The sequence below is a fragment of the Phenylobacterium sp. genome, assembly GCF_036495085.1.
Lineage (GTDB): Bacteria > Pseudomonadota > Alphaproteobacteria > Caulobacterales > Caulobacteraceae > Phenylobacterium.
Window position 1 is genome coordinate 17,733 of sequence record NZ_DASXNL010000109.1, and the last position, 17,645, is coordinate 35,377.

A 17,645-nucleotide genomic window follows, 5' to 3' on the forward strand; every position below is an offset into this window, starting at 1 on the left:
TCGTTCATGTGAACGGACCATGCGCGTCAGGTCGGAACCTCTTCCTTCCCTTCGCCGGCATGACCCGGATCAGGTTCGACGGGTCGCGGGATCACCCGCCTCTCAGCCGCTTTGCGCGGCCCCCCGAGGAGGTTCGGAGATTAGGCCCTATGCGGTTCCAACGAAAGACCCCATCCCCTCAAGATCACATTACGACAGCTGGAAGGCGTCCTGATCGTCGGCAAGGATCTCCTCGGCTATCATGCCGATCCCGGCGGGACCGGCGGCGGGCAGGTTGATCAACCTGCCGTTTCGGTCCTGGACCACGACCTCGCAGGCGTCGCCGCACGCCAGGTGCGCGCGAACCAGAATATCGGTCGCGGCGAGCGCATCGGTCAGAGCTATGAAGTCCAGCTGGGTGCTGTCGTTGCTGGACAGGCGCCAGCGCCGGCCGATGCGGAAGATGCCATAGCGCTGCACACTGGCCATTACGCGTATCCTCCCAAGAACGGCCAGCTTATGCGCACCTCGGCCCGACACAGTCTGTCGGTTTCCCGAAGTTACGGCGATATTTCTTCGCCTGCCCGAGGGTCCGAGAATCAAGCCTGCACAAGATTTACTCTGGCTCCGGATAGGGTGATCACGCCATCTGCGCCGGCCAGCCCGCGCGCCCCGGCGCTCGCAGCGACTGCGGCTGGATCGCGTACGGCGACGTCGAAGCCGCCGAGGCCCTCGCCGCGCCCGTCGCGAACGGCGACGAAGCGGATCTCCCCGCCGTCCAGCGCGATCCGCCAACCCTCCCCTGCTTGCGCGGGCTTTCGGCCCAGCACCTCTCCCCAGCGCCGCGCCATGCCTCCAGGATCGTCGGCTTGCAGCTCGGCGCCGATAAGCCCCACGGACGTGTCGGTGCGGACGTGGTCGCGCCAGCCCGGTCCGCCCCACTCCCAGCGATCCCAGGGATCCATGTAATCCAAGGAAAGGATCGCCCCGCCGATGTCGCGCGGATGCACATGGCTCATCGCAACCTTGCCGTCCTGGAAGTCGGCCTGCTCGACGACACGGGCGTTGGCGGCCGCGATGCGGGCGCGCGCCTCGGCGATATCCGGCACCTGGAGGATGACCATGTAGCCGCCGTCGCCGCCGCGCTTCTCCAGCAGCCGACCCGCAGTTGTGCCCTCCTGCTTGGGTGAGACGACCTCCAGAAAACTTTCGCCGACCGGGAACACCGCGTTCTTCAGGCCGAACTTGCCCACGCCTGGATCGTCATAGGCGTAGTCGAGACCCAGAACCGCCCGGATATCGTTCTCGGCCGCGGCAAGGTCCTTGGCCACCAGGGCGATCTGTCGAAGGCGCATAGGTCGAGCTCCCCAAGGTTGGGCGAAGCCTCAGGCTTCCGTTCCATCAGCGTCAAGGCCTAGTGTCCGAAAACCCACGGGAGGAACCGCCATGGCTCAACGCGACACCGGAACACCCGACCTGCTGGCCGATCTGGCCGATGGCGTACTGACGCTGACCCTCAACCGCCCGGCGGCCCGCAACGCGATGAGCGACGACATGAACCAGGCGCTCGCCCGCCAGCTCGCCGCGGCGGAGCTCGACGGCGACGTGCGTTGCGTTGTGCTGACCGGCGCCGGCCAGGGCTTCTGCGCCGGCGGCGACGTGAAGGGCATGGCCGATCGCAACGCCGCCGGCGGCGCGGGCGCCAGTATCGACCACGCGATCCATCGCCAGCGGGTCAACCAACGAGGGACGGCGGGGAAGCTGTTCTCGATGCCCAAGCCGACAATCGCGGCTTTGCCGGGCGCCGCGGCCGGGGCGGGCCTGTCGCTGGCGCTCGCCTGCGACCTGCGGATCATGGCCAAAACCGCATTCCTCACCACCGCCTTCGCCCGCGTCGGCTTGGCCGGCGACTATGGCGGCACCTACTTCCTGACCCAGCTGGTGGGCTCGGCCAAGGCGCGGGAGCTCTACTTCCTCTCCGAGCGGGTCAGCGCCGATGAGGCCCTGCGGCTGGGCCTGGCCAACTGGGTCGTGGAACCCGACGAGCTGGTCTCCAGGACCCGCGAAATCGCCAAGCGCCTGGCCGCCGGGCCCGCGGTCTGCTTCCGCTACATGAAGGAGAACCTAAACCGCGCCATGGGCGGCGATCCGGACGAGTGCCTGGACATGGAAGTCACTCACCATGTCCACTCCGCCCAGACCGCCGACCACCGCGAGGCGGCCAAGGCCTTCGTCGACAAGCGCGAGCCGGTGTTCACCGGGCGCTAGTCGCAGCGCTCCGAATCCGCGGCTGGTGAAAATCGACCTCCCCATCGACAGGGGAGATCAGCGGAGCTTGGTGATCGCCCCGGCGGTCCAAGTCTTTCAGCGAAGACGGCGCTTCGCCGACATCAATCAATGTCTACTGGCGAACGTTATGAATATCCGACATTTATTTCCCAGTTCCCGCGTTCACTTTCTCGGTCACACAAAGAAAATGGCCTAATTCCTATATTTTGCCTTGGGATTCTTCCGACAATTGGCGCACAAGTCCCGCCAGAACGCCGCGCGCCCTTCGCGGTGAGGGGCGGAGATGCACTTCCGGAATTTCCTCCTTCGCGCTCTCGACGACAACGACGCTGCCTTCATTAGGCCCCAGCTCAGGGAAGCGAGCCTTTCTCGAGGGCAGCCGCTCTATGAGCCGGGCGATCACGTAGACACCCTTTATTTTCCGAGCAGCGCCTGCGTCTCTGTGGTGACGGTGATGCGTGACGGCAAGGCCGTGGAGACGGCCAGTGTGGGCCGCGAGAGCGTACCGGCCCTGCTCGACGCTCTCACCGACCGCCCCACCACCTCACGGATATTCGTTCAGGTGGGCGGGGCGGCGCTGACATTGTCGTCCGCGGTCTATCGCAGCCGCCTGACCCTCAGCCCCTCGCTGGTCGGGCTGAGCCTGCTGCACGCCCGTGGCCTTGCCCAACAGGCGGAACTGGGCGTGGGATGCAATATCTCCCACCCGGCGGAGGGACGACTGGCGCGCTGGCTCCTGATGACCCAGGACCGCATAGGCGGGGACGTGCTGCCCCTGACGCAGGACTATCTGGCGGTGATGACCGGCGTGCAGCGTACGACCATCAGCTTGATGGCCGCCGCGCTGAAGGAGGCGCGGATCATCACCTACTCCCGGGGCCAGGTGACCATCCTCCACCGAGCGGCGCTGATCGCGCACGCTTGCGAATGCTACGAATTGAGCGAGCGGCAATTCGAGGAATTGCGGGGCGTCGAACCCTGAGGTCCGACCGAAGTCCGTTCAGCGACGGTTCACCGGGACAAGCGCAGGCGTGATAGATTATCGGCCGCCAGGAGGTGTCCTATGAAGATCGCCCTAGCCCTGATCGGTTCGGCCTTCGCGCTGGCCCTCGCCCTGCCTGCGCAGGCGGCGGATCCTGGCGGCTCCTGCATCAACATGCGCAGCATCCGCAACCATACGACGGACGGGAACAACACCCTCTACTTCGACGTCTCGGGCCGATCGGTCTATCGCGCGACCATGCACAACAACTGCTTCGTGGCCACGACGTCGTCGGACCCGATCGTGCTGCGCGATCGCCCGAGCACGGGACGCATCTGCACTGCGCTGGACCTCGACGTCACCACGTTGAGCAGCCGCTGCATTGTCGACAGCCTGACCCGGCTGACGCCTGAAGAGGTGGCGGCCATGCCGAGGCGTCTGAGGCCTTAGGGACTGTCCCTTCGCCGAGGTTCGATGTAGGGCCAAGGCATGCATCTCGCCCGCTTCAATCCCGTCCGCTTCGCCCACCTGCCCACTCCGCTGGAGCCCCTGCCCAGGTTGACCGAGGCCCTGCCGGGCCCCGACCTCTGGATCAAGCGCGACGACTGCACCGGACTGGCCGGGGGCGGCAACAAGACCCGCAAACTCGAGTACCTGCTGGGTGACGCGCTGGCCAACGACGCCACGACGCTGGTGACCCAGGGCGCGGTGCAATCGAACCACGTGCGACAGACCGCGGCCGCCGCGGCCCGCTTCGGCCTGGACTGCGAGATCATCCTGGAGGAGCGCACCGGCTCCAACGCCGTCGACTACACCCAGAACGGCAACGTGCTGCTTGACGAGCTGATGGGGGCCCACATCCGCCGCGCGCCGGGCGGAACCGACATGAACGCCGCGCTCGCCGAGGTCGCCGCCGAGGTCGCTGAGCGGGGCGGGCGGCCCTATGTGATCCCGGGGGGCGGCTCGAACGTGATCGGGGCCCTGGGCTATGTCGAATGCGCCATGGAGATCGTCAGTCAGGCCAACGAGCTGGGATTGGAGATCGACCGGATCGTCACCGCCACCGGCAGCGCCGGCACCCACGCGGGTCTTGTGGCCGGCATCGCGGTGATGGGCGCCGACATCCCGGTGCTGGGCATCGGCGTGCGCGCGCCGAAGGCGGCGCAGGAAGACAATGTCTTCAAACTGGCGGTCGAGACGGCCGACCTGCTCGGCCACCGCGACCGGGTGACCCGCGATATGGTGATCGCCGATTGCGACTACGTCGGCGACGGCTATGGCCTGGTGGACGAGGCGGTGATCGAGGCCCTGAAGCTGGCGGCGCGGACCGATGCGATCCTGCTGGACCCGGTCTATACCGGCAAGGCGATGAAAGGGCTGATCGCGCTCTCCAAGGCGGGCGCCTTCGACGGTGAGACCGTGGTCTTCCTGCATACCGGCGGTGCGCAGGGGCTGTTTGGCTACCAGTCGGTGCTGGAGGGGCGCCTCTGATGGCCGAAGGCTCGAGCGACACCTCGCTGGCGCTGGGCGTGCTGGGCGGGATGGGGCCTGCCGCGACCCTGGACTTCCTGACCAAGCTGCAGTCGTTCACGCCCGCCAAAACCGACCAGGACCACATCCGCGTGTTGGTGGACATCAACCCGAAGGTCCCGGACCGCAACCTCGCCGGATCGGGCGCAGGGCCCGTGCTGGCGGAGATGGCCGGCGCGCTCGCCGGAGCCGGCGCCGACGTGCTGGCGATCGCCTGCAACACCGCCCACGCCCATGCCGACCTGATCCAGCGGGCGAGTGGCCTGCCGCTGATCGACATGATCGAGACCGCCTCCAGCGCCGCCCGCGACAGGGGCGCGCGGCGGGTGGGCGTGCTCGGGACCAAAGTTGCGCTGCGGCTCTATCGCGAATACCTGGCGGCCCAGGCGATGGGGCTGGTCACCCTCGAGCCCCGGCGGCAGGACGAATTCATGGCGACGATCTACAAGATCAAGGCTGGCGACACCGGACCTGGCGTGCGGCGCGAAATGGCAGACTATGCCGCCGACCTGGTCGCCGGTGGCGCAGACGCGCTGATCGCCGGCTGCACCGAGGCGCCCCTCGCCATGGGGCCGAAGGACGTGCGCGTGGCGTTCATCGACCCCGGCGAACTCCTGGCGCGGCGTTGCGTGGCGGTGTGCCTGGGGCTCGAACCGGCGCCGGCGGCATTGGGAGCATAAGGATGGCGCGGAAAACACTGGCGATCGCGGGCATTGCGGCGAGTGTCGCGACGGGACTGGCTGTCGCCCAGCCGGCCCCCGGCGGCGCCAATCTGGTCGGCGGCTTCACCCAGCTCTTCATCAGCCCTTGTGGCGAGCCTTATCGCGGTCGGCCTGGAGAACCCTATCCGGTGGCCCTGTGGTTCAAACAGGCCGACCTCAATCACGACGGGGTCATAGACAAGGCCGAGTTCCGCGCCGATCACGCGGGGTTCTTCGATGCGCTGGACTCCGACGGCAATGGCGTCCTCGACGGGACGGAAATCGGCTTTTACGAGCACAAAGTCGTTCCCGACGTCTTCGGGCGCGAGGAGCCGCGGCTGGGCGCGCTCAGCCCCGCAGGGAGGGATGGCGCGCAGCTCATCCTGGCGCAAATTAACGGCCAGCCGCACGGGGACCTGAGCGGGATCCCCAGCGGAGCGGGGGCCCAGGGGCCGATAAGCGGCTTGAACTCGCAGCGCCGGCAGCACGAGGTCATGGAGGGCGCAGCCGCCTACACGCTGCTGAGGGAAGCCGAACCTCTGATGGCGGCCGACACCGACCTGGACGGACGCATCACGAAGGAGGAGTTCCTCGCCGCCGCCGACCGGCGCTTTGCGCGCCTGGACAAGAGAGGCGACGGCAAACTGACCCTCGACGAATTGCCCAGGACGGTCGCCCAGGTCGAGCTGGAAGACCGGGCGCGTCGCGCCAAGCGGTGACTATAGCTTCGCGGCGCTGAAGGTGTCGCAGGCGGCGGGGTCGCCGGTGGTCAGGCCGACGTTGAACCAGTGCATCCGTTGGGCGGAGGTCCCGTGGGTGAAGCTGTCGGGGACGACCTGGCCGGTGGTCTCGCGCTGCAGGGTGTCGTCGCCGACGGCGGCCGCCGCGCGCAGGCCATCCTGGATATCCTTGGGATCGAGCGCCACCTTGCCGCCGGAGACCTCGGCGGCGTGGGCGGCCCAGACGCCGGCGAAGCAGTCGGCCTGAAGCTCCAGCCGCACCGAGCCCGAGCTCTCGCCCCGGGCGCCGAGCCGGCCGACTTGGCGGTCGGTCCCCAGCAGGGTCTGTACGTGATGGCCCATCTCGTGGGCGATGACATAGGCCCGCGCCGCCTCCCCCGACGCGCCGAAGCGTTGGTTGAGCTCCTGCCAGAAGGCGAGGTCGAGGTAGACCTTGTGGTCCTGCGGACAATAGAACGGCCCCATGGCCGACTGGCCGAGGCCGCAGCCGGTGACGGTCGAGCGGTCGTAGAGCACCTCGGCGGCCGGCGGTCGGTAAGTGCTGCCATTCTGGCGGAAGATCTGGGTCCAGACCTCGTCGACCGAAGTAGCGACGACGTCGACGAAGCGGCCCTCCTCGTCGGTGGGCGCGCCGCGGACACCGGCCTGCTGCTGCTGGACCGCGCTTTCAGGGCCCGCGCCACTGACGGCGTCGAGCGTCTGCTGGGGGCTGACGCCGAACACGAAGTAGCCGATGAGCGCCAGGACCACGCCGCCGATGCCGAGACCGCCGACACCGACCGGCCCAAGTCCGCGTCGATCCTCGATGTTGCCGGACTCGTCGCCTTCTTCCCACTTCATCGGATCACCTTCGCTTTCCGGGCCTCAACGGTAACGCGATCTTTGGCGAGATGCTCCGCCGCAGTCAGCGCCGATTGTCGGCGGCCGCGCGGACCCGGGCGTTGGAGGCGGCGAGCGTCGCGTCGGGGATCATCGCAAGCTGGCTGATATCGATGACTGGCGCCGGCCCGCCGGAGGGCGCCCCCACGGTGGGCAAGGGCGGCGCGGCGCGCAGCGCGGCGATGTCGCTGAGCGCCTGGTTGGTCTGCGTGCGCGACTGCAGTGCGGATAGCTCGTTGGTAATCACGATGTCGCGGCTTCGCGCCGCTTGGATCTCGGCGGTCAGTTCCGCGTCGCGGGCCAGAGATATCGCGCGGTGGTCCTGGGCGCCGGCCGCCGCCGCCCAGCTGAGCGCCACCAGCAAGACCAGGCCGCCACGCATATTCAACTCCTCTGCCCCGGACGGGCGGCCGGAAGGGCTCGGCTAGTCCTTCCGCTCCACGTGGAAGCGGGTGAGTTCCTGTTTCGGCGCGGCCCAGTCAGGGCTGAGCTCGACCGCCTTCTGGTAGTCGAAGTAGGCCGATTTGATATCGTCCAGGCCCTCGTAGGCCAGGGCGCGGTTGTAGTAGGCCTTGGCGGGCTCGTCACAGCCGAACTGGATGCCCTTGTTGAGATCGGTCAGGCCGTCGGCATAGCGATGCTCGCCGATCGAGGCTGCGCCGCGGTTGACATAGGCCTCACCCAGGTCAGGCTTCGTTCGCACGGCCTGGTCGAAGTCCTTGGTGGCGGCGGCGAAGTCCATGCGGCGCATCTTCAGGACGCCGCGGTTCACATATGTGCCGGCGCGGTCGCGGGCGTCGAGCGTCTCTTCCTCAAGCGCCTTTGTGCAGATGTTTTCAAACCGGATCTCGGAACGGCCGCTGAGCGCCGCCCTGGAACAGGCTTCGGCCTGCCCGCCGCCGATCACTGTCACCGCCGCCCTGGCTCCGGTGGCGGTCGCCAGCGCGGCAAACGCCACCGCGCATAGAATGAGCCGATTCATCAGCTTCGCTCCTTGCACGCCGGCGCGCAGATCACGCGCCGCGTACCGGCGTTCCGCTCAAGAATCCTCCCACAACAGACGGCTGTCAACGCGAAGCTGACGCTAGGTCAAGGCGGCTTGGGTCACACCACCGCGACGCTCGCCGATCGCCGGCGGACCAGTTCACGATGCAGGATGTAGACGCCGCTCGCGGCGACCACGAGGGCGCCGACCACGGTGGCGGCGCGGGGGAGTTCGCCCCAGACCAGGAACCCGATGGCCGTGGCCCAGATCAGCTGCGTGTAGTCGAAGGGCGCTACGACACCGACTGGCGCGAGACGGATCGCCTCGGTGAGCAGGAGCTGCCCGACCCCGCCGATCAACCCGCCCAGCACCAGGAGCGCGAAGGTCAGCGGGTCCGGCGTCACCCAGTTGAAGGCCGAGCCGACGAGACCCAGGACAGCGCCGGCGGCGGTGAAGTAAAAGACGATGGTCGGGCCCTTCTCGGTCGCGGCGATCTGGCGGATGGCCACCATGGCGCCGGCCGCCCCCACTGCGCTCCCGAGCGCCAGCGACACGCCCACCAGGTTCATGTGCCCCGGTTGCGGCCGCACCATGATCAGCACGCCCAGGAAACCGACGATCACGGCCCCCCACCGGTGCCGCCCGATCGGCTCGCGCAGGACCAGCGCGGAAAGGGCGGTCATGAACAGCGGCGAGGCGAAGTTGAAGGCGGTCGCCTCGGTGAGCGGCAGGTGTTGCACGGCCGAGAAGCCGCAGACCATGCCGAAAAGACCGATCGCACTGCGAGTCAGGTGGCCGATCGGGCGGCGGGTCCGAAGCACCGAGAAATGCGTTGTGCGCCAGATGTAGAGGCCGAGCGGGACGAAGGCGAAGAGGTTGCGGAAGAAGATGATCTCGAAGACCGGCACACCGCGCTGGCCGGTCCACTTCACGATCGCCGAAAGGCAGGCCATGCAAGCCATGGCCATGACCCGATAGGCGATGCCGACGCCGTTGTGCTGGTGCGGGAGCTGGACAGTCGGGGGGGCCACCGCGGCGGTTTGCGGGGCAGGGGCGCAGCGGTCAACCCTCAGCCGCGGGCCTTGGCAGCGCGAGGTAGACACTGTCGCACCACTCGTCCCCGACGAGCCAGGTCCGCGCTGCGCGGTGCGTCTCCCGGAAGCCCAGCCGCGCCAGAAGGTCCAGGCAGGCGGAGTTGCGCGGATCGACATCGGCGATCACGGCTGGAATCGGGAAGCGCGCGAACACCCGCGGGATGACGGCGCCCAACGCCTCGGCAGCGAGCCCGCGGCCCCAGTGGTCCGGCGCAAGGATGAAACCGATCTCGGGAATCCGCCAGCAACCCGCCTTACCAATCACCGTGCCTCTGTGCTCGATTACGAAATCCTCGCTCTCGTCCGGAGAGGCCCCGATCATCGCCTTGAGCACGGTGCGGGTCTGTTCCAGATCCCCGTGCGGCGGGCGCGACCAGTAACGCATCGCGCGGGGATCGCTGAACACGGCATGCAGGTCTGCGAGATCCTCCGCCCGTGCGCGCCGAAGCCTGAGGCGAGCGGTATGGAGCTCCTCCACGCGCCGCCCGTCAGGCCTCGTACTGGATCAGTACGAGGCAGCCGGTGCGGGTGGTCCAGGCGCCGTGCATCGAGCCGCCGGGCATGCCCATGTAGTCGCCGGACTGAAAGTCGCCCTCGTCACTGGTCACGTCGCCGGAGAGGACAAGTGAATGCTCGAAGGTGCGATGGCGATGGGCCGGGACGACCGCACCGGGCTCACATTCAAAGAGCAGGGTGCGCTTGCCCCAAAGACGCTTCATGCGCACACCCGGCGACAGTGTGCGCCAGACGCCACCTTCGTAGCGATCGACCGCCATGGCCGCGGCGCCCTGCGGGCGCCCCACGGCCAGTTCCGCCTTTATCCGCGCCCATAACCCGGGCGGGGGGGCAAGCGGCGGCAGCGCCATATCGAGACTGGCGAGCGCCAGCTCGGCGGGGGTGGGCTCGATCCACGCCGCATCGCGTGCGGCCTTGGGGCTCATCGCTCCAGCTTCCCTTTCAGGGCGGCGCTCGCCCGGCGGACCCAGCTTTTCACTGTGCCCAGCGGCGCGTTCATGGCCGCCGCCAGTTCCGAATGGCTCAATCCGTAGACATACATGAGGACGAGGGCTTTCCGATGCAGGTCCGGCAATTCAGCCAGGCTTTCCCTCAACCTTGGATGAACATAGTCAGGATCGACGCTGGGAGCCTCGAGTTCGGGGAGCGCTACGGCCGCCGCTCGGGGCCGCCGATCGAGGGCCACGCGGCGGCCGATCACCGACATCCAGGCCGAGGCGGCGCCCTTGCCGGCGTCAAAGCGCCACGCGTTGCGCCAGATCTTGAGGAACGCCTCCTGGACGGCATCTTCCGCAAGTCCGGGATCGCGCAGGATTCGCTGGGCCTGACCGTGTAGGCGCCCGCCGATCAGCCCATACAGTTCGCCTGCAGCCGCGCCATCGCCGCCGGCGATAGCGCTCAGCAATTCGGCCAATCGGCTTTCGTCGAGCATCTGTCCCCCAATTGACCGCAGCATAAGCGGATTGTTGCGTGAGCGAATAGCGCCGGTCTGCGAACGCGTTATTTTTTCGGGCTTTTCGCCTCTCGGGGCACGTGGATTCGCTTGCCGAGCGAATCCGCCGCCTAATTTTTGCGGATCGCTGTCGGGGAAGATTAGGCTGACCCGTCCTAAGCGCATCGAGGAAGCCGGCCCGTCATGCTCTACGCCCTGCTCTGCTACAATTCCGAGGACATGGTCTTCTCCTGGTCGAAGGCCGAGGACGAAGCGGTCATGGCCAAGCTCGGCGTTGTGCAGGAGCGGCTGGCGGCGAACGGAAAGCTCGGGCCGTCCTTGCGGCTATTGCCGACGACCGCGGCGACCACGCTGCGCAAAAGTGACCCGCCGATGGTGATCGACGGCCCGTTCGCCGAGACCAAGGAGCAGCTGCTGGGTCTGTACGTCCTCGACTGCGACGACCTGGATGAGGCGCTGGAAATCGCCGGAGAGCTTGGCCGCGCCAATCCCGGCGGCGCCTATGAAATCCGGCCGCTCCTGCTTTACCTGCCGGGGACCCTGCCGGTGAAAGCCGCCTCAGGATGAATGATATCGCCTGGATCGATGCGGCCCTGACGTCGGCTCGTCCCCAGGCGATGGGCGCGCTGCTTCGCTATTTCCGCGACCTCGACACCGCCGAAGAGGCTTACCAGGAGGCCTGCCTGCGGGCGCTCCGGACCTGGCCTGAGAAGGGGCCGCCGCGCGACGCGGCCTCCTGGCTGATCATGGTCGGGCGCAACGCGGCGCTGGACGGGGTGCGACGGCGTAGCCGCCAAGCCGAGTTGCCGCCGGAAGACCAGATCTCCGACGTGGATGACGTCGAGACACCGATGGCCGAGCGGCTCGACGGGGCGCACTACCGTGACGATATCCTGCGGCTGATGTTCATCTGCTGTCACCCGGACCTGCCGGCGACCCAACAGATCGCGCTGGCGCTGCGGATCGTCTCGGGCCTTTCGGTCAAGCAGATCGCCAGGGCCTTCTTGGTCGGCGAAGCGGCGATGGAGCAGCGGATCACTCGCGCCAAAGCCAGGATCGCCAAGGCCGAGACGCCTTTCGAGACGCCCGGTCCGGCAGAGCGGGCCGAGCGGCTCGCAGCGGTCGCCGCCATGGTCTACCTGGTCTTCAATGAGGGCTATTCCGCCGGGGCGGAGGCGGCCGAGATCCGCGCGCGGCTGAGCGAAGAGGCGATCCGTCTTGCTCGCCTGCTGCAGAGGCTGTTCCAGGCCGAGCCCGAGATCATGGGCCTGACGGCGCTCATGCTCCTGCAACACGCCCGCAGCCCGGCGCGGTTCGACGCCGACGGCGCCATTGTGCTGCTGGAAGACCAGGATCGCTTGCTGTGGAACCGCGATCTCATCGCCGAGGGACTGGCCCTGATCGACAAGGCCATGCGGCACCGCCGGGCAGGACCCTACCAGGTGCAGGCAGCGATCTCGGCGCTGCACGCCCGCGCCGCCCGGCCGCAAGACACCGATTGGGTGGCCATCGAGGCGCTCTACGCTGCGCTCGAGATCATGACGCCCTCTCCTGTGGTGACGCTGAACCGGGCGGTGGCGGTGAGCAAGGCGCGCGGGCCCGCCGAGGCGCTGGCGATGATCGAGCCGCTGGAGGCCGCGCTCGGCGGATATTTCTACTTCTTCGGCGCGCAGGGCTCATTCCTCCTGCAGCTCGGCCGCGGCGCCGAGGCCAAGCAGGCGTTCGACCGCGCGGTCTCGCTGGCCAACACCGCCGCCGAAGCGGCCCATATCCGCCGGCAGATCGACCGGCTGACGACGGACGCAACCGGCTGAGCTCTCGCAACGGCGGGCTGGGCGTGGTCTAACAAGGGATCCGGAACGCGAAATCTGGAGCGCTGACCGATGAACCGCCGCTTAGCAGGCCTGATCTCAGCCTCGGTGATCCTCATAGCCGCGGGCGCTGCGAAGGCGCAGACCGCGCCGCAGACGGAGGCGCCGGCGAAGGCGGACTTCGCAGCGAGCCGGTCTGGCGTTGACCTTGCCAATCCCCTTGATCCGCTGGCGCCGATGACCATCCAGGCCAGGCCGATGGAGACAGCGGTCTTTGCCCACACGGCGCTCGATCACCGCTTCTCGAGCCGAGACGACGTCACCGGTTCGCTGGGCTTCCTCTGCGGCCTGCAACCCGGCCACACCGAGAGCGGCGGCGCGGCGGCCTATGGCTCCGATCCGCATGGCCGGTTCCTGGGCGCCAAGCTCAGCTTTGCGTTCAGATAGCCTCAGCCGCGCCGCGGGATCACTGGCAGGACGACATGGCTTGGCCGGCCACTATCGACGTAGAGCGTATTCCGCGCCACCCGCCGGGTGAGGCCACGCCCCTCTGGCGCGCCAGTGTTGGGGTTGACGTCGAAGTGGGGGAAATTGCTGGAGGAGACGTCCAGCCGGATGCGGTGGCCGGCCTTGAACAGGTTGGAGGTCGGGAAGGCCCTGACTCTGATCTGATAGACCCTGCCCGGCGTCATCAGGCTCGGCTTTTCCCAACTGTCGCGGTAGCGGCACCTGAGTATCCCGTCCGTCAGGTTGAGGGCGTAGCCCGCGGGATAGTCCTCGCTGGGCGGGTAGACGTCGATCAGCTTGATGGTGAAGTCGGTGTCCGGCCCGTCGGTGGCGACCCATAGATTGGCTTCGACGGCGCCGGTGACCTCGATGTCCTCGGCGAGCGGCGTAGTCTGGAAGACCAGCACATCGGGCCGGGCGGACAGGGGCCGATAGGGCTGGCGTGAGCCATAGACGGTGGGGCCTTCGCGCTGGTCGTAGCCGCCGCCGCGCATCAATGGTTCGCCGGAGGTGATCGTCCCCCCGATGCTGGGAACCGGACGGGCGGGATCGAAATCGTAGCTCAGGGGCCTGGCCGCGCGGTCTTGTCCCGATAGCGATAGGCGGCCGTCGCCGTGCAGCGCGTAGGGCGCGTAGATCGTCGTCGCGATCGGCCATTCGCTCTCGGCGCGCCAGGCGCCGCCGTGCATCATCCGACCCTCCGACGTCTTCCCGGCCACGCCACGGCCGTCCTGGCCGCCGCCCATGACGAAGATCCGCACCGGCGGGTCGGGATCGGTCTTGCTGGAACCTTTCAGGTGCCGATCGAACCAGGCCAGCCGCTGAGCGTCGTAGTCCCCGTGGCCGAGCGCATCCAGAGTCGATCCCGGCCCGAACTCGATGTCGCCGGAGTAGGTGGTCGAGCGCGCGCCGTGGGTCCAGGGCCCCATGATCAGCCGCACCGGCCCGGTTTTCTTCTTCGACAGCGCCACATAGTTGTCTGTCGTCGAGCGCGAATAGGCGTCGTACCAGCCGCTCATGTGGATCATGGCCGCGTCGGCGTAGCGGTCGTAGGAGCCCTCGGCATAGATACCGACCTGCTTCCAGTAGGCGTCAAAGGCGCCGTGCCGCCACTGGTCGAGGACATAGGCCTCATAGTCGGGAAGCAGCGACAGCGGGGTATGGCCGGGCTTCCAGGGCATGGAAGCAAACCAGGCCTTTAGGTCCACGCCCTTCAGGGCGGCCATCAAGCGGGGATCCTTCTGAGCCGCGGGACTCTCCAGGCCCAGGTTGTAGGCCCAGGTCACCTGTTTCAGCTCGAAGGCGCCGCCCTGGCGGATGCCGTCCTGGTAGGCGTTGGCGAACCCCCCGCAGTCGAGGATCATCGCCTTCAGGCCGGGCGGATCGAGGCAGGCGAGCGCAGCTTGCGTATGGGCGGCGTAGGAGAGGCCCATGGTCCCGATGCTGCCGTCGCTCCAAGGCTGGGCGGCCAGCCAGCGGCAGGTGTCGAAGCCATCGGCGCCCTCGCTCAGGTATTTGACGAACTCGCCTTCGGACTCATAGCGGCCTCGGCAGTCCTGGAAGACCACGATGTAGCCCTGGGCGACGTAGCCCGCGGCGACCTGGGCGCGCGTCTTGGGCGTCTTCGGATCCGCCTGGGTGATATCGCGGAAGCTGGTGACATTGCGGCCATAGGGCGTGCGTTCGAGGATCACCGGGAAGCGGCCAGGGACCGGCTTGCCGGCCCGCGCCGGGCGGTACAAATCCGTGGCGAGCCTCACGCCGTCGCGCATGGGCACGCGGACGTTGCTTTCGAGGAGCACTTCGTAGGGTTGGACGGGTTCGGCCCTGGCGCGCAGCGTCCCGGCGAGCGTGAAACCGGCGACGAGACGCGAAAGCCCGCGGCGCGTGAGGCGACCTTGGTGATTCATCCGAAAGAAGTCGCACGCCCTGTAGTGCGCGCCTAGCGTCGAGCGTCCCGGGACCGACCGCCAAGGAGGACGCCATGAGCGAAAACAGGATGCCGCAGATCGAGCCGGGATCGCTGCCCCGGCCAAAGGGCGGCATCGTCAGTTACCTGCAGCTCAGCGATGCATCGGCTGCCTCGGAGTTCTACCAGAAGGCTTTCGGGGCGCAGGAAGTGAACCGGATGATGCACCCGGACGGCAAGCGGATCATCCACTGCCATCTCTACCTGAACGACGGCTCGATCATGTTGAACGACGCCTTCCCCGACCAGGGCATGCCTTTGGAAGCCCCGCAGGCCTTCACGCTCACCCTGATGGTCGACGACATCGACGCCTGGTTCAAACGTGCGGAGGAGGCAGGCTGCACGGTGGTCACGCCGGTGGCGACCATGTTCTGGCGCGACCGCTACGCCGCCCTGAAAGATCCCTTCGGGGTGAGCTGGGCGATGAACAGGGGGCGCAGATGGTCGCAGCCATGGCGACCCACGCGCGCGGGAAACCGGCCCCGCGCCTCGGCCTCATTGCGGGACCGTCACGCAGTTGCAGAGCGGGAAGGTTCGGATGCAGGTCTGAAAGACGCCTGTCATGGGGAAGCCCTAGTTAAAGCTATGGTTGCGGCTCCAACGCCACCGCTCCTGCGGCTGACGTTGGAACAGCGTGACCGACAAACCGTTATGGCGGAGCTTGCAGGGCGGGCGCCAAATCACCGAGCGTCACCGCCCAGCAGGTCATCCCGGAGGAATGATGGACAACCGCACGCAGGCCAGAAGCTTCAAGGCGAAGGTCGATAGCCGCCGGGGCTGGCGCGTGGGGATCGCCCTCGTCATCCTGGTCGCGCTGGCCGGGCTGATCTGGCTGGCGATCTCGCTGGCTCAGGGCAGCAAGACCGCAACGCCTGGGGGGGCCGGCGGGTTCGGCGGGTTCGGTGGGGGCGGAGCGCGCCGCCCCTCGACGACCGTGGGCGTGGCCACGGCCACGACGTCAGACGTGCCGATCACCCTCGATGCGCTGGGCACGGTGACGCCCGCCGCGACGGTGACGGTGACGCCGCAGGTCTCCGGCGTGATCACCGAGATCCTCTTCAAGGAGGGCCAGATGGTCAAAAAGGGCCAGGCGCTGGTGGTGATCGACCCCAGGCCGTTGCAGATGGCGCTGCTGCAGGCGCAGGGCAACCAGACCCGTGACGAGGCGCAGCTCGCTAACGCGAAGGTCTTGCTGGAGCGCGACCGCACGTTGCTGGCGCAGGATTCCATCGCCCACCAGGACGTCGACACCCAGGCCGCGCTCGTCAAGCAGCTCGAAGGCACGGTGATGACCGACAAGGCCGCAGTCGGCACCGCCAAGCTCAACCTCGGTTACAGCCGGGTCGTCTCACCGGTCTCCGGCCGCATCGGCCTGCGCGCAGTTGATCTCGGAAACTACATCCAGGCCGGTAGCACGACGGGCCTGGCGGTGGTGACCGAGGTTACGCCGATCGACGTCGAGTTCACCATTCCGCAGGACCATGTCCCGCAGCTCGACGGTCAAGCCAGCCAGGGCCGCCTGCCGGTCACGGCCTATGACCGGACCAAGACCACGGTGCTGGATCAGGGCGTTTTCTCGACTCTGGACAACCAGGTCGACCCCACGACAGGCACGGTGAAGGCAAAGGCCCGCTTCCCTAACACGAAGGGGACGCTGTTCCCCAGCCAGTTCGTCAATGTGCGGATCGCTCTTCAGACCCTGCACAACGTGGTCGTCGTGCCGGTGACCGCCGTTCGCACGGGGCCTGACGGTGACTTCGTCTGGGTGCTGCGCCCGGACAAGACGGTGACCAAACGCAACGTGAAGCGCGGTCCCGGCACGCCGACCGTGACCAGCCTGACCCAGGGGTTGAACCCTGGCGAGCGGGTGATCACCGAAGGCGGAGACCGCCTGACCGAGGGCGCGAAGGTGACCCTGCCGGGCGACCGGCCGAGCGCGATGATGGCCTGCATGGCCGATGTGAAGAAGCTATGTGACGGCAAGCAGGGCCGCGAGGCGTTCATGTGCCTGCGCCAGAACCAGGCCAAGGCCAGCCCGGGCTGCAAGGCGGCGCTGGCCGCTGGTCCTGGCGGCGGCTCAGGTGGGAGCTCAGGCGCAAGCGCGGGCGGCTACGGCGGCGGCGCGGGCGGCTACGGGGCCGGCGGAGCGGGCGCGGTCAGCCAGGGCGCCGGCGGCGGCTTCGCGCCCTCGCCGGAACTCCAGGCGGCCCGCGAAGCCATGCACAAGGCTTGCGACCCCGACATGAAGAAGCTCTGCCCGGGCCAGGAGGGCCGCGAGGCCTTCATGTGCCTGCGCGAGAACGAGGCCAAGGCCAGCGCGACCTGCAAGGACGCCATGGCCAAGATGCGGCCCGGGCAACCTGCGGGCGGCGGCGGAGCCCAAGCGGCGGTCGCCCCGCCGGCCGGCGGCGGATTCAGCGGCGGCCAGGGCGCGCCCGGCGGGACCGCGGGCGCCGGCGGCTTCACGCCTTCGCCGGAATTCATGGCGGCGCGCGAAGCCATGCGCAAAGCCTGCGAGCCGGACATGAAAAAACTGTGCCCGGGCCAGGAAGGCCGCGAAGCCTTCATGTGCCTGCGCCAGAACACCGACAAAGCCAGCGGCGCCTGCAAGGACGCCATGGCCAAGATGCCCCGCCGGCCGCAGCCGGCGGGCGGCTGAGGTTAGAGTTCGAGCTGGTCCTTAGCGGATGAACCCCTCACGCCCCTTCATC

The 17,645-nt window shown here is 67.9% G+C and carries 21 protein-coding genes and 1 riboswitch; of the genes, 11 read left to right on the top strand and 10 right to left on the bottom strand.

Going from position 1 to position 17,645, the window contains the following annotated elements:
• Positions 1–29: 29 nt before the first annotated feature.
• Positions 30–136: riboswitch (TPP riboswitch) on the bottom strand.
• A 53-nt stretch (positions 137–189) separates the two neighbouring features.
• Both VGI62_RS12940 and VGI62_RS12945 read right to left on the bottom strand, forming a co-directional pair.
• Positions 190–468 (bottom strand): hypothetical protein, encoded by a 279-nt coding sequence (locus VGI62_RS12940; RefSeq protein WP_331504907.1) that lies wholly within the window; start codon positions 466–468, stop codon positions 190–192.
• Between the two features lie 110 nt (positions 469–578).
• Positions 579–1,334, bottom strand: a complete 756-nt coding sequence (locus VGI62_RS12945; RefSeq protein WP_331504908.1) for a VOC family protein — start codon at positions 1,332–1,334, stop codon at positions 579–581.
• 91 nt (positions 1,335–1,425) lie between these two features.
• Here VGI62_RS12945 and VGI62_RS12950 point away from each other — a divergent pair, with 91 nt between their 5' ends.
• The 6 genes from VGI62_RS12950 (at position 1,426) to VGI62_RS12975 (ending at position 6,200) form a co-directional block, all read left to right on the top strand.
• Positions 1,426–2,247: an enoyl-CoA hydratase-related protein gene (locus tag VGI62_RS12950; protein WP_331504909.1), complete on the top strand. Its 822-nt coding sequence runs from the start codon at positions 1,426–1,428 to the stop codon at positions 2,245–2,247.
• Positions 2,248–2,551: 304 nt separating this feature from the next.
• Positions 2,552–3,250 carry a Crp/Fnr family transcriptional regulator gene (locus tag VGI62_RS12955; protein ID WP_331504910.1) on the top strand — a complete coding sequence of 233 codons (699 nt, stop codon included), beginning with the start codon at positions 2,552–2,554 and terminating at the stop codon, positions 3,248–3,250.
• A gap of 81 nt (positions 3,251–3,331) precedes the next feature.
• A complete protein-coding gene (locus tag VGI62_RS12960; RefSeq protein WP_331504911.1) occupies positions 3,332–3,700 on the top strand; it encodes a hypothetical protein in 369 nt (122 codons plus the stop codon).
• 39 nt (positions 3,701–3,739) lie between these two features.
• Entirely contained in the window at positions 3,740–4,741 is a 1,002-nt protein-coding gene (locus VGI62_RS12965) for a D-cysteine desulfhydrase (RefSeq protein ID WP_331504912.1), read from the top strand.
• Positions 4,741–5,460, top strand: a complete 720-nt coding sequence (locus VGI62_RS12970; protein ID WP_331504913.1) for an aspartate/glutamate racemase family protein — start codon at positions 4,741–4,743, stop codon at positions 5,458–5,460. The genes VGI62_RS12965 and VGI62_RS12970 overlap by 1 nt, the downstream gene beginning before the upstream one ends.
• Before the next feature lie 2 nt (positions 5,461–5,462).
• On the top strand, positions 5,463–6,200 hold the full coding sequence (locus VGI62_RS12975; protein WP_331504914.1) for an EF-hand domain-containing protein: 738 nt from the start codon (positions 5,463–5,465) through the stop codon (positions 6,198–6,200).
• Here VGI62_RS12975 and ypfJ read toward each other — a convergent pair whose 3' ends face one another.
• The 7 genes from ypfJ to VGI62_RS13010 all read right to left on the bottom strand — a co-directional run bounded on the left by ypfJ (position 6,201) and on the right by VGI62_RS13010 (position 10,626).
• Positions 6,201–7,061, bottom strand: coding sequence for a KPN_02809 family neutral zinc metallopeptidase (gene ypfJ / locus VGI62_RS12980; protein WP_331504915.1), 861 nt, complete (start codon positions 7,059–7,061; stop codon positions 6,201–6,203). It lies immediately after the preceding gene.
• 64 nt (positions 7,062–7,125) lie between these two features.
• On the bottom strand, positions 7,126–7,482 hold the full coding sequence (locus VGI62_RS12985; RefSeq protein WP_331504916.1) for a hypothetical protein: 357 nt from the start codon (positions 7,480–7,482) through the stop codon (positions 7,126–7,128).
• Positions 7,483–7,524: 42 nt separating this feature from the next.
• A complete protein-coding gene (locus VGI62_RS12990; protein ID WP_331504917.1) occupies positions 7,525–8,082 on the bottom strand; it encodes a tetratricopeptide repeat protein in 558 nt (185 codons plus the stop codon).
• 122 nt (positions 8,083–8,204) lie between these two features.
• Positions 8,205–9,116 carry a DMT family transporter gene (locus VGI62_RS12995; RefSeq protein ID WP_331504918.1) on the bottom strand — a complete coding sequence of 304 codons (912 nt, stop codon included), beginning with the start codon at positions 9,114–9,116 and terminating at the stop codon, positions 8,205–8,207.
• A 31-nt stretch (positions 9,117–9,147) separates the two neighbouring features.
• Positions 9,148–9,657: a GNAT family N-acetyltransferase gene (locus VGI62_RS13000; RefSeq protein WP_331504919.1), complete on the bottom strand. Its 510-nt coding sequence runs from the start codon at positions 9,655–9,657 to the stop codon at positions 9,148–9,150.
• A gap of 10 nt (positions 9,658–9,667) precedes the next feature.
• On the bottom strand, positions 9,668–10,120 hold the full coding sequence (locus VGI62_RS13005) for a cupin domain-containing protein (protein ID WP_331504920.1): 453 nt from the start codon (positions 10,118–10,120) through the stop codon (positions 9,668–9,670).
• A complete protein-coding gene (locus VGI62_RS13010; protein WP_331504921.1) occupies positions 10,117–10,626 on the bottom strand; it encodes an RNA polymerase sigma factor in 510 nt (169 codons plus the stop codon). The genes VGI62_RS13005 and VGI62_RS13010 overlap by 4 nt, the downstream gene beginning before the upstream one ends.
• Positions 10,627–10,830: 204 nt before the next feature.
• Between VGI62_RS13010 and VGI62_RS13015 the strand changes: the two genes are divergently transcribed.
• The 3 genes from VGI62_RS13015 (at position 10,831) to VGI62_RS13025 (ending at position 12,905) form a co-directional block, all read left to right on the top strand.
• Complete coding sequence (locus VGI62_RS13015) at positions 10,831–11,214, top strand: YciI family protein (protein WP_331504922.1); 384 nt, start codon at positions 10,831–10,833, stop codon at positions 11,212–11,214.
• Positions 11,211–12,461, top strand: a complete 1,251-nt coding sequence (locus tag VGI62_RS13020) for an RNA polymerase sigma factor (protein WP_331504923.1) — start codon at positions 11,211–11,213, stop codon at positions 12,459–12,461. Before VGI62_RS13015 ends, VGI62_RS13020 begins: the two co-directional genes overlap by 4 nt.
• A 69-nt stretch (positions 12,462–12,530) precedes the next feature.
• Positions 12,531–12,905: a hypothetical protein gene (locus tag VGI62_RS13025; RefSeq protein ID WP_331504924.1), complete on the top strand. Its 375-nt coding sequence runs from the start codon at positions 12,531–12,533 to the stop codon at positions 12,903–12,905.
• Positions 12,906–12,907: 2 nt separating this feature from the next.
• Here VGI62_RS13025 and VGI62_RS13030 read toward each other — a convergent pair whose 3' ends face one another.
• Positions 12,908–14,875 carry a CocE/NonD family hydrolase gene (locus VGI62_RS13030; RefSeq protein ID WP_331504925.1) on the bottom strand — a complete coding sequence of 656 codons (1,968 nt, stop codon included), beginning with the start codon at positions 14,873–14,875 and terminating at the stop codon, positions 12,908–12,910.
• Between the two features lie 74 nt (positions 14,876–14,949).
• On the opposite strand from VGI62_RS13030, the gene VGI62_RS13035 reads away from it, so the two are divergent.
• Together VGI62_RS13035 and VGI62_RS13040 are read left to right on the top strand one after the other, a co-directional pair.
• The gene (locus VGI62_RS13035) at positions 14,950–15,702 is read left to right on the top strand and encodes a VOC family protein (RefSeq protein ID WP_331504926.1); all 753 of its coding nucleotides are present in this window, start codon (positions 14,950–14,952) and stop codon (positions 15,700–15,702) included.
• The gene (locus tag VGI62_RS13040) at positions 15,656–17,593 is read left to right on the top strand and encodes an efflux RND transporter periplasmic adaptor subunit (protein WP_331504927.1); all 1,938 of its coding nucleotides are present in this window, start codon (positions 15,656–15,658) and stop codon (positions 17,591–17,593) included. Before VGI62_RS13035 ends, VGI62_RS13040 begins: the two co-directional genes overlap by 47 nt.
• Positions 17,594–17,645: the final 52 nt, after the last annotated feature.

What these genes read in the sequence shown, in the direction of transcription:
- VGI62_RS12940 (WP_331504907.1), bottom strand. Translation starts at nt 468, where the DNA reads ATGGCCAGTGTGCAGCGCTATGGCATCTTCCGCATCGGCCGGCGCTGG.
- VGI62_RS12945 (WP_331504908.1), bottom strand. Translation starts at nt 1,334, where the DNA reads ATGCGCCTTCGACAGATCGCCCTGGTGGCCAAGGACCTTGCCGCGGCC.
- VGI62_RS12950 (WP_331504909.1), top strand. Translation starts at nt 1,426, where the DNA reads ATGGCTCAACGCGACACCGGAACACCCGACCTGCTGGCCGATCTGGCC.
- VGI62_RS12955 (WP_331504910.1), top strand. Translation starts at nt 2,552, where the DNA reads ATGCACTTCCGGAATTTCCTCCTTCGCGCTCTCGACGACAACGACGCT.
- VGI62_RS12960 (WP_331504911.1), top strand. Translation starts at nt 3,332, where the DNA reads ATGAAGATCGCCCTAGCCCTGATCGGTTCGGCCTTCGCGCTGGCCCTC.
- VGI62_RS12965 (WP_331504912.1), top strand. Translation starts at nt 3,740, where the DNA reads ATGCATCTCGCCCGCTTCAATCCCGTCCGCTTCGCCCACCTGCCCACT.
- VGI62_RS12970 (WP_331504913.1), top strand. Translation starts at nt 4,741, where the DNA reads ATGGCCGAAGGCTCGAGCGACACCTCGCTGGCGCTGGGCGTGCTGGGC.
- VGI62_RS12975 (WP_331504914.1), top strand. Translation starts at nt 5,463, where the DNA reads ATGGCGCGGAAAACACTGGCGATCGCGGGCATTGCGGCGAGTGTCGCG.
- ypfJ (WP_331504915.1), bottom strand. Translation starts at nt 7,061, where the DNA reads ATGAAGTGGGAAGAAGGCGACGAGTCCGGCAACATCGAGGATCGACGC.
- VGI62_RS12985 (WP_331504916.1), bottom strand. Translation starts at nt 7,482, where the DNA reads ATGCGTGGCGGCCTGGTCTTGCTGGTGGCGCTCAGCTGGGCGGCGGCG.
- VGI62_RS12990 (WP_331504917.1), bottom strand. Translation starts at nt 8,082, where the DNA reads ATGAATCGGCTCATTCTATGCGCGGTGGCGTTTGCCGCGCTGGCGACC.
- VGI62_RS13005 (WP_331504920.1), bottom strand. Translation starts at nt 10,120, where the DNA reads ATGAGCCCCAAGGCCGCACGCGATGCGGCGTGGATCGAGCCCACCCCC.
- VGI62_RS13010 (WP_331504921.1), bottom strand. Translation starts at nt 10,626, where the DNA reads ATGCTCGACGAAAGCCGATTGGCCGAATTGCTGAGCGCTATCGCCGGC.
- VGI62_RS13015 (WP_331504922.1), top strand. Translation starts at nt 10,831, where the DNA reads ATGCTCTACGCCCTGCTCTGCTACAATTCCGAGGACATGGTCTTCTCC.
- VGI62_RS13020 (WP_331504923.1), top strand. Translation starts at nt 11,211, where the DNA reads ATGAATGATATCGCCTGGATCGATGCGGCCCTGACGTCGGCTCGTCCC.
- VGI62_RS13025 (WP_331504924.1), top strand. Translation starts at nt 12,531, where the DNA reads ATGAACCGCCGCTTAGCAGGCCTGATCTCAGCCTCGGTGATCCTCATA.
- VGI62_RS13030 (WP_331504925.1), bottom strand. Translation starts at nt 14,875, where the DNA reads ATGAATCACCAAGGTCGCCTCACGCGCCGCGGGCTTTCGCGTCTCGTC.
- VGI62_RS13035 (WP_331504926.1), top strand. Translation starts at nt 14,950, where the DNA reads ATGAGCGAAAACAGGATGCCGCAGATCGAGCCGGGATCGCTGCCCCGG.
- VGI62_RS13040 (WP_331504927.1), top strand. Translation starts at nt 15,656, where the DNA reads ATGGACAACCGCACGCAGGCCAGAAGCTTCAAGGCGAAGGTCGATAGC.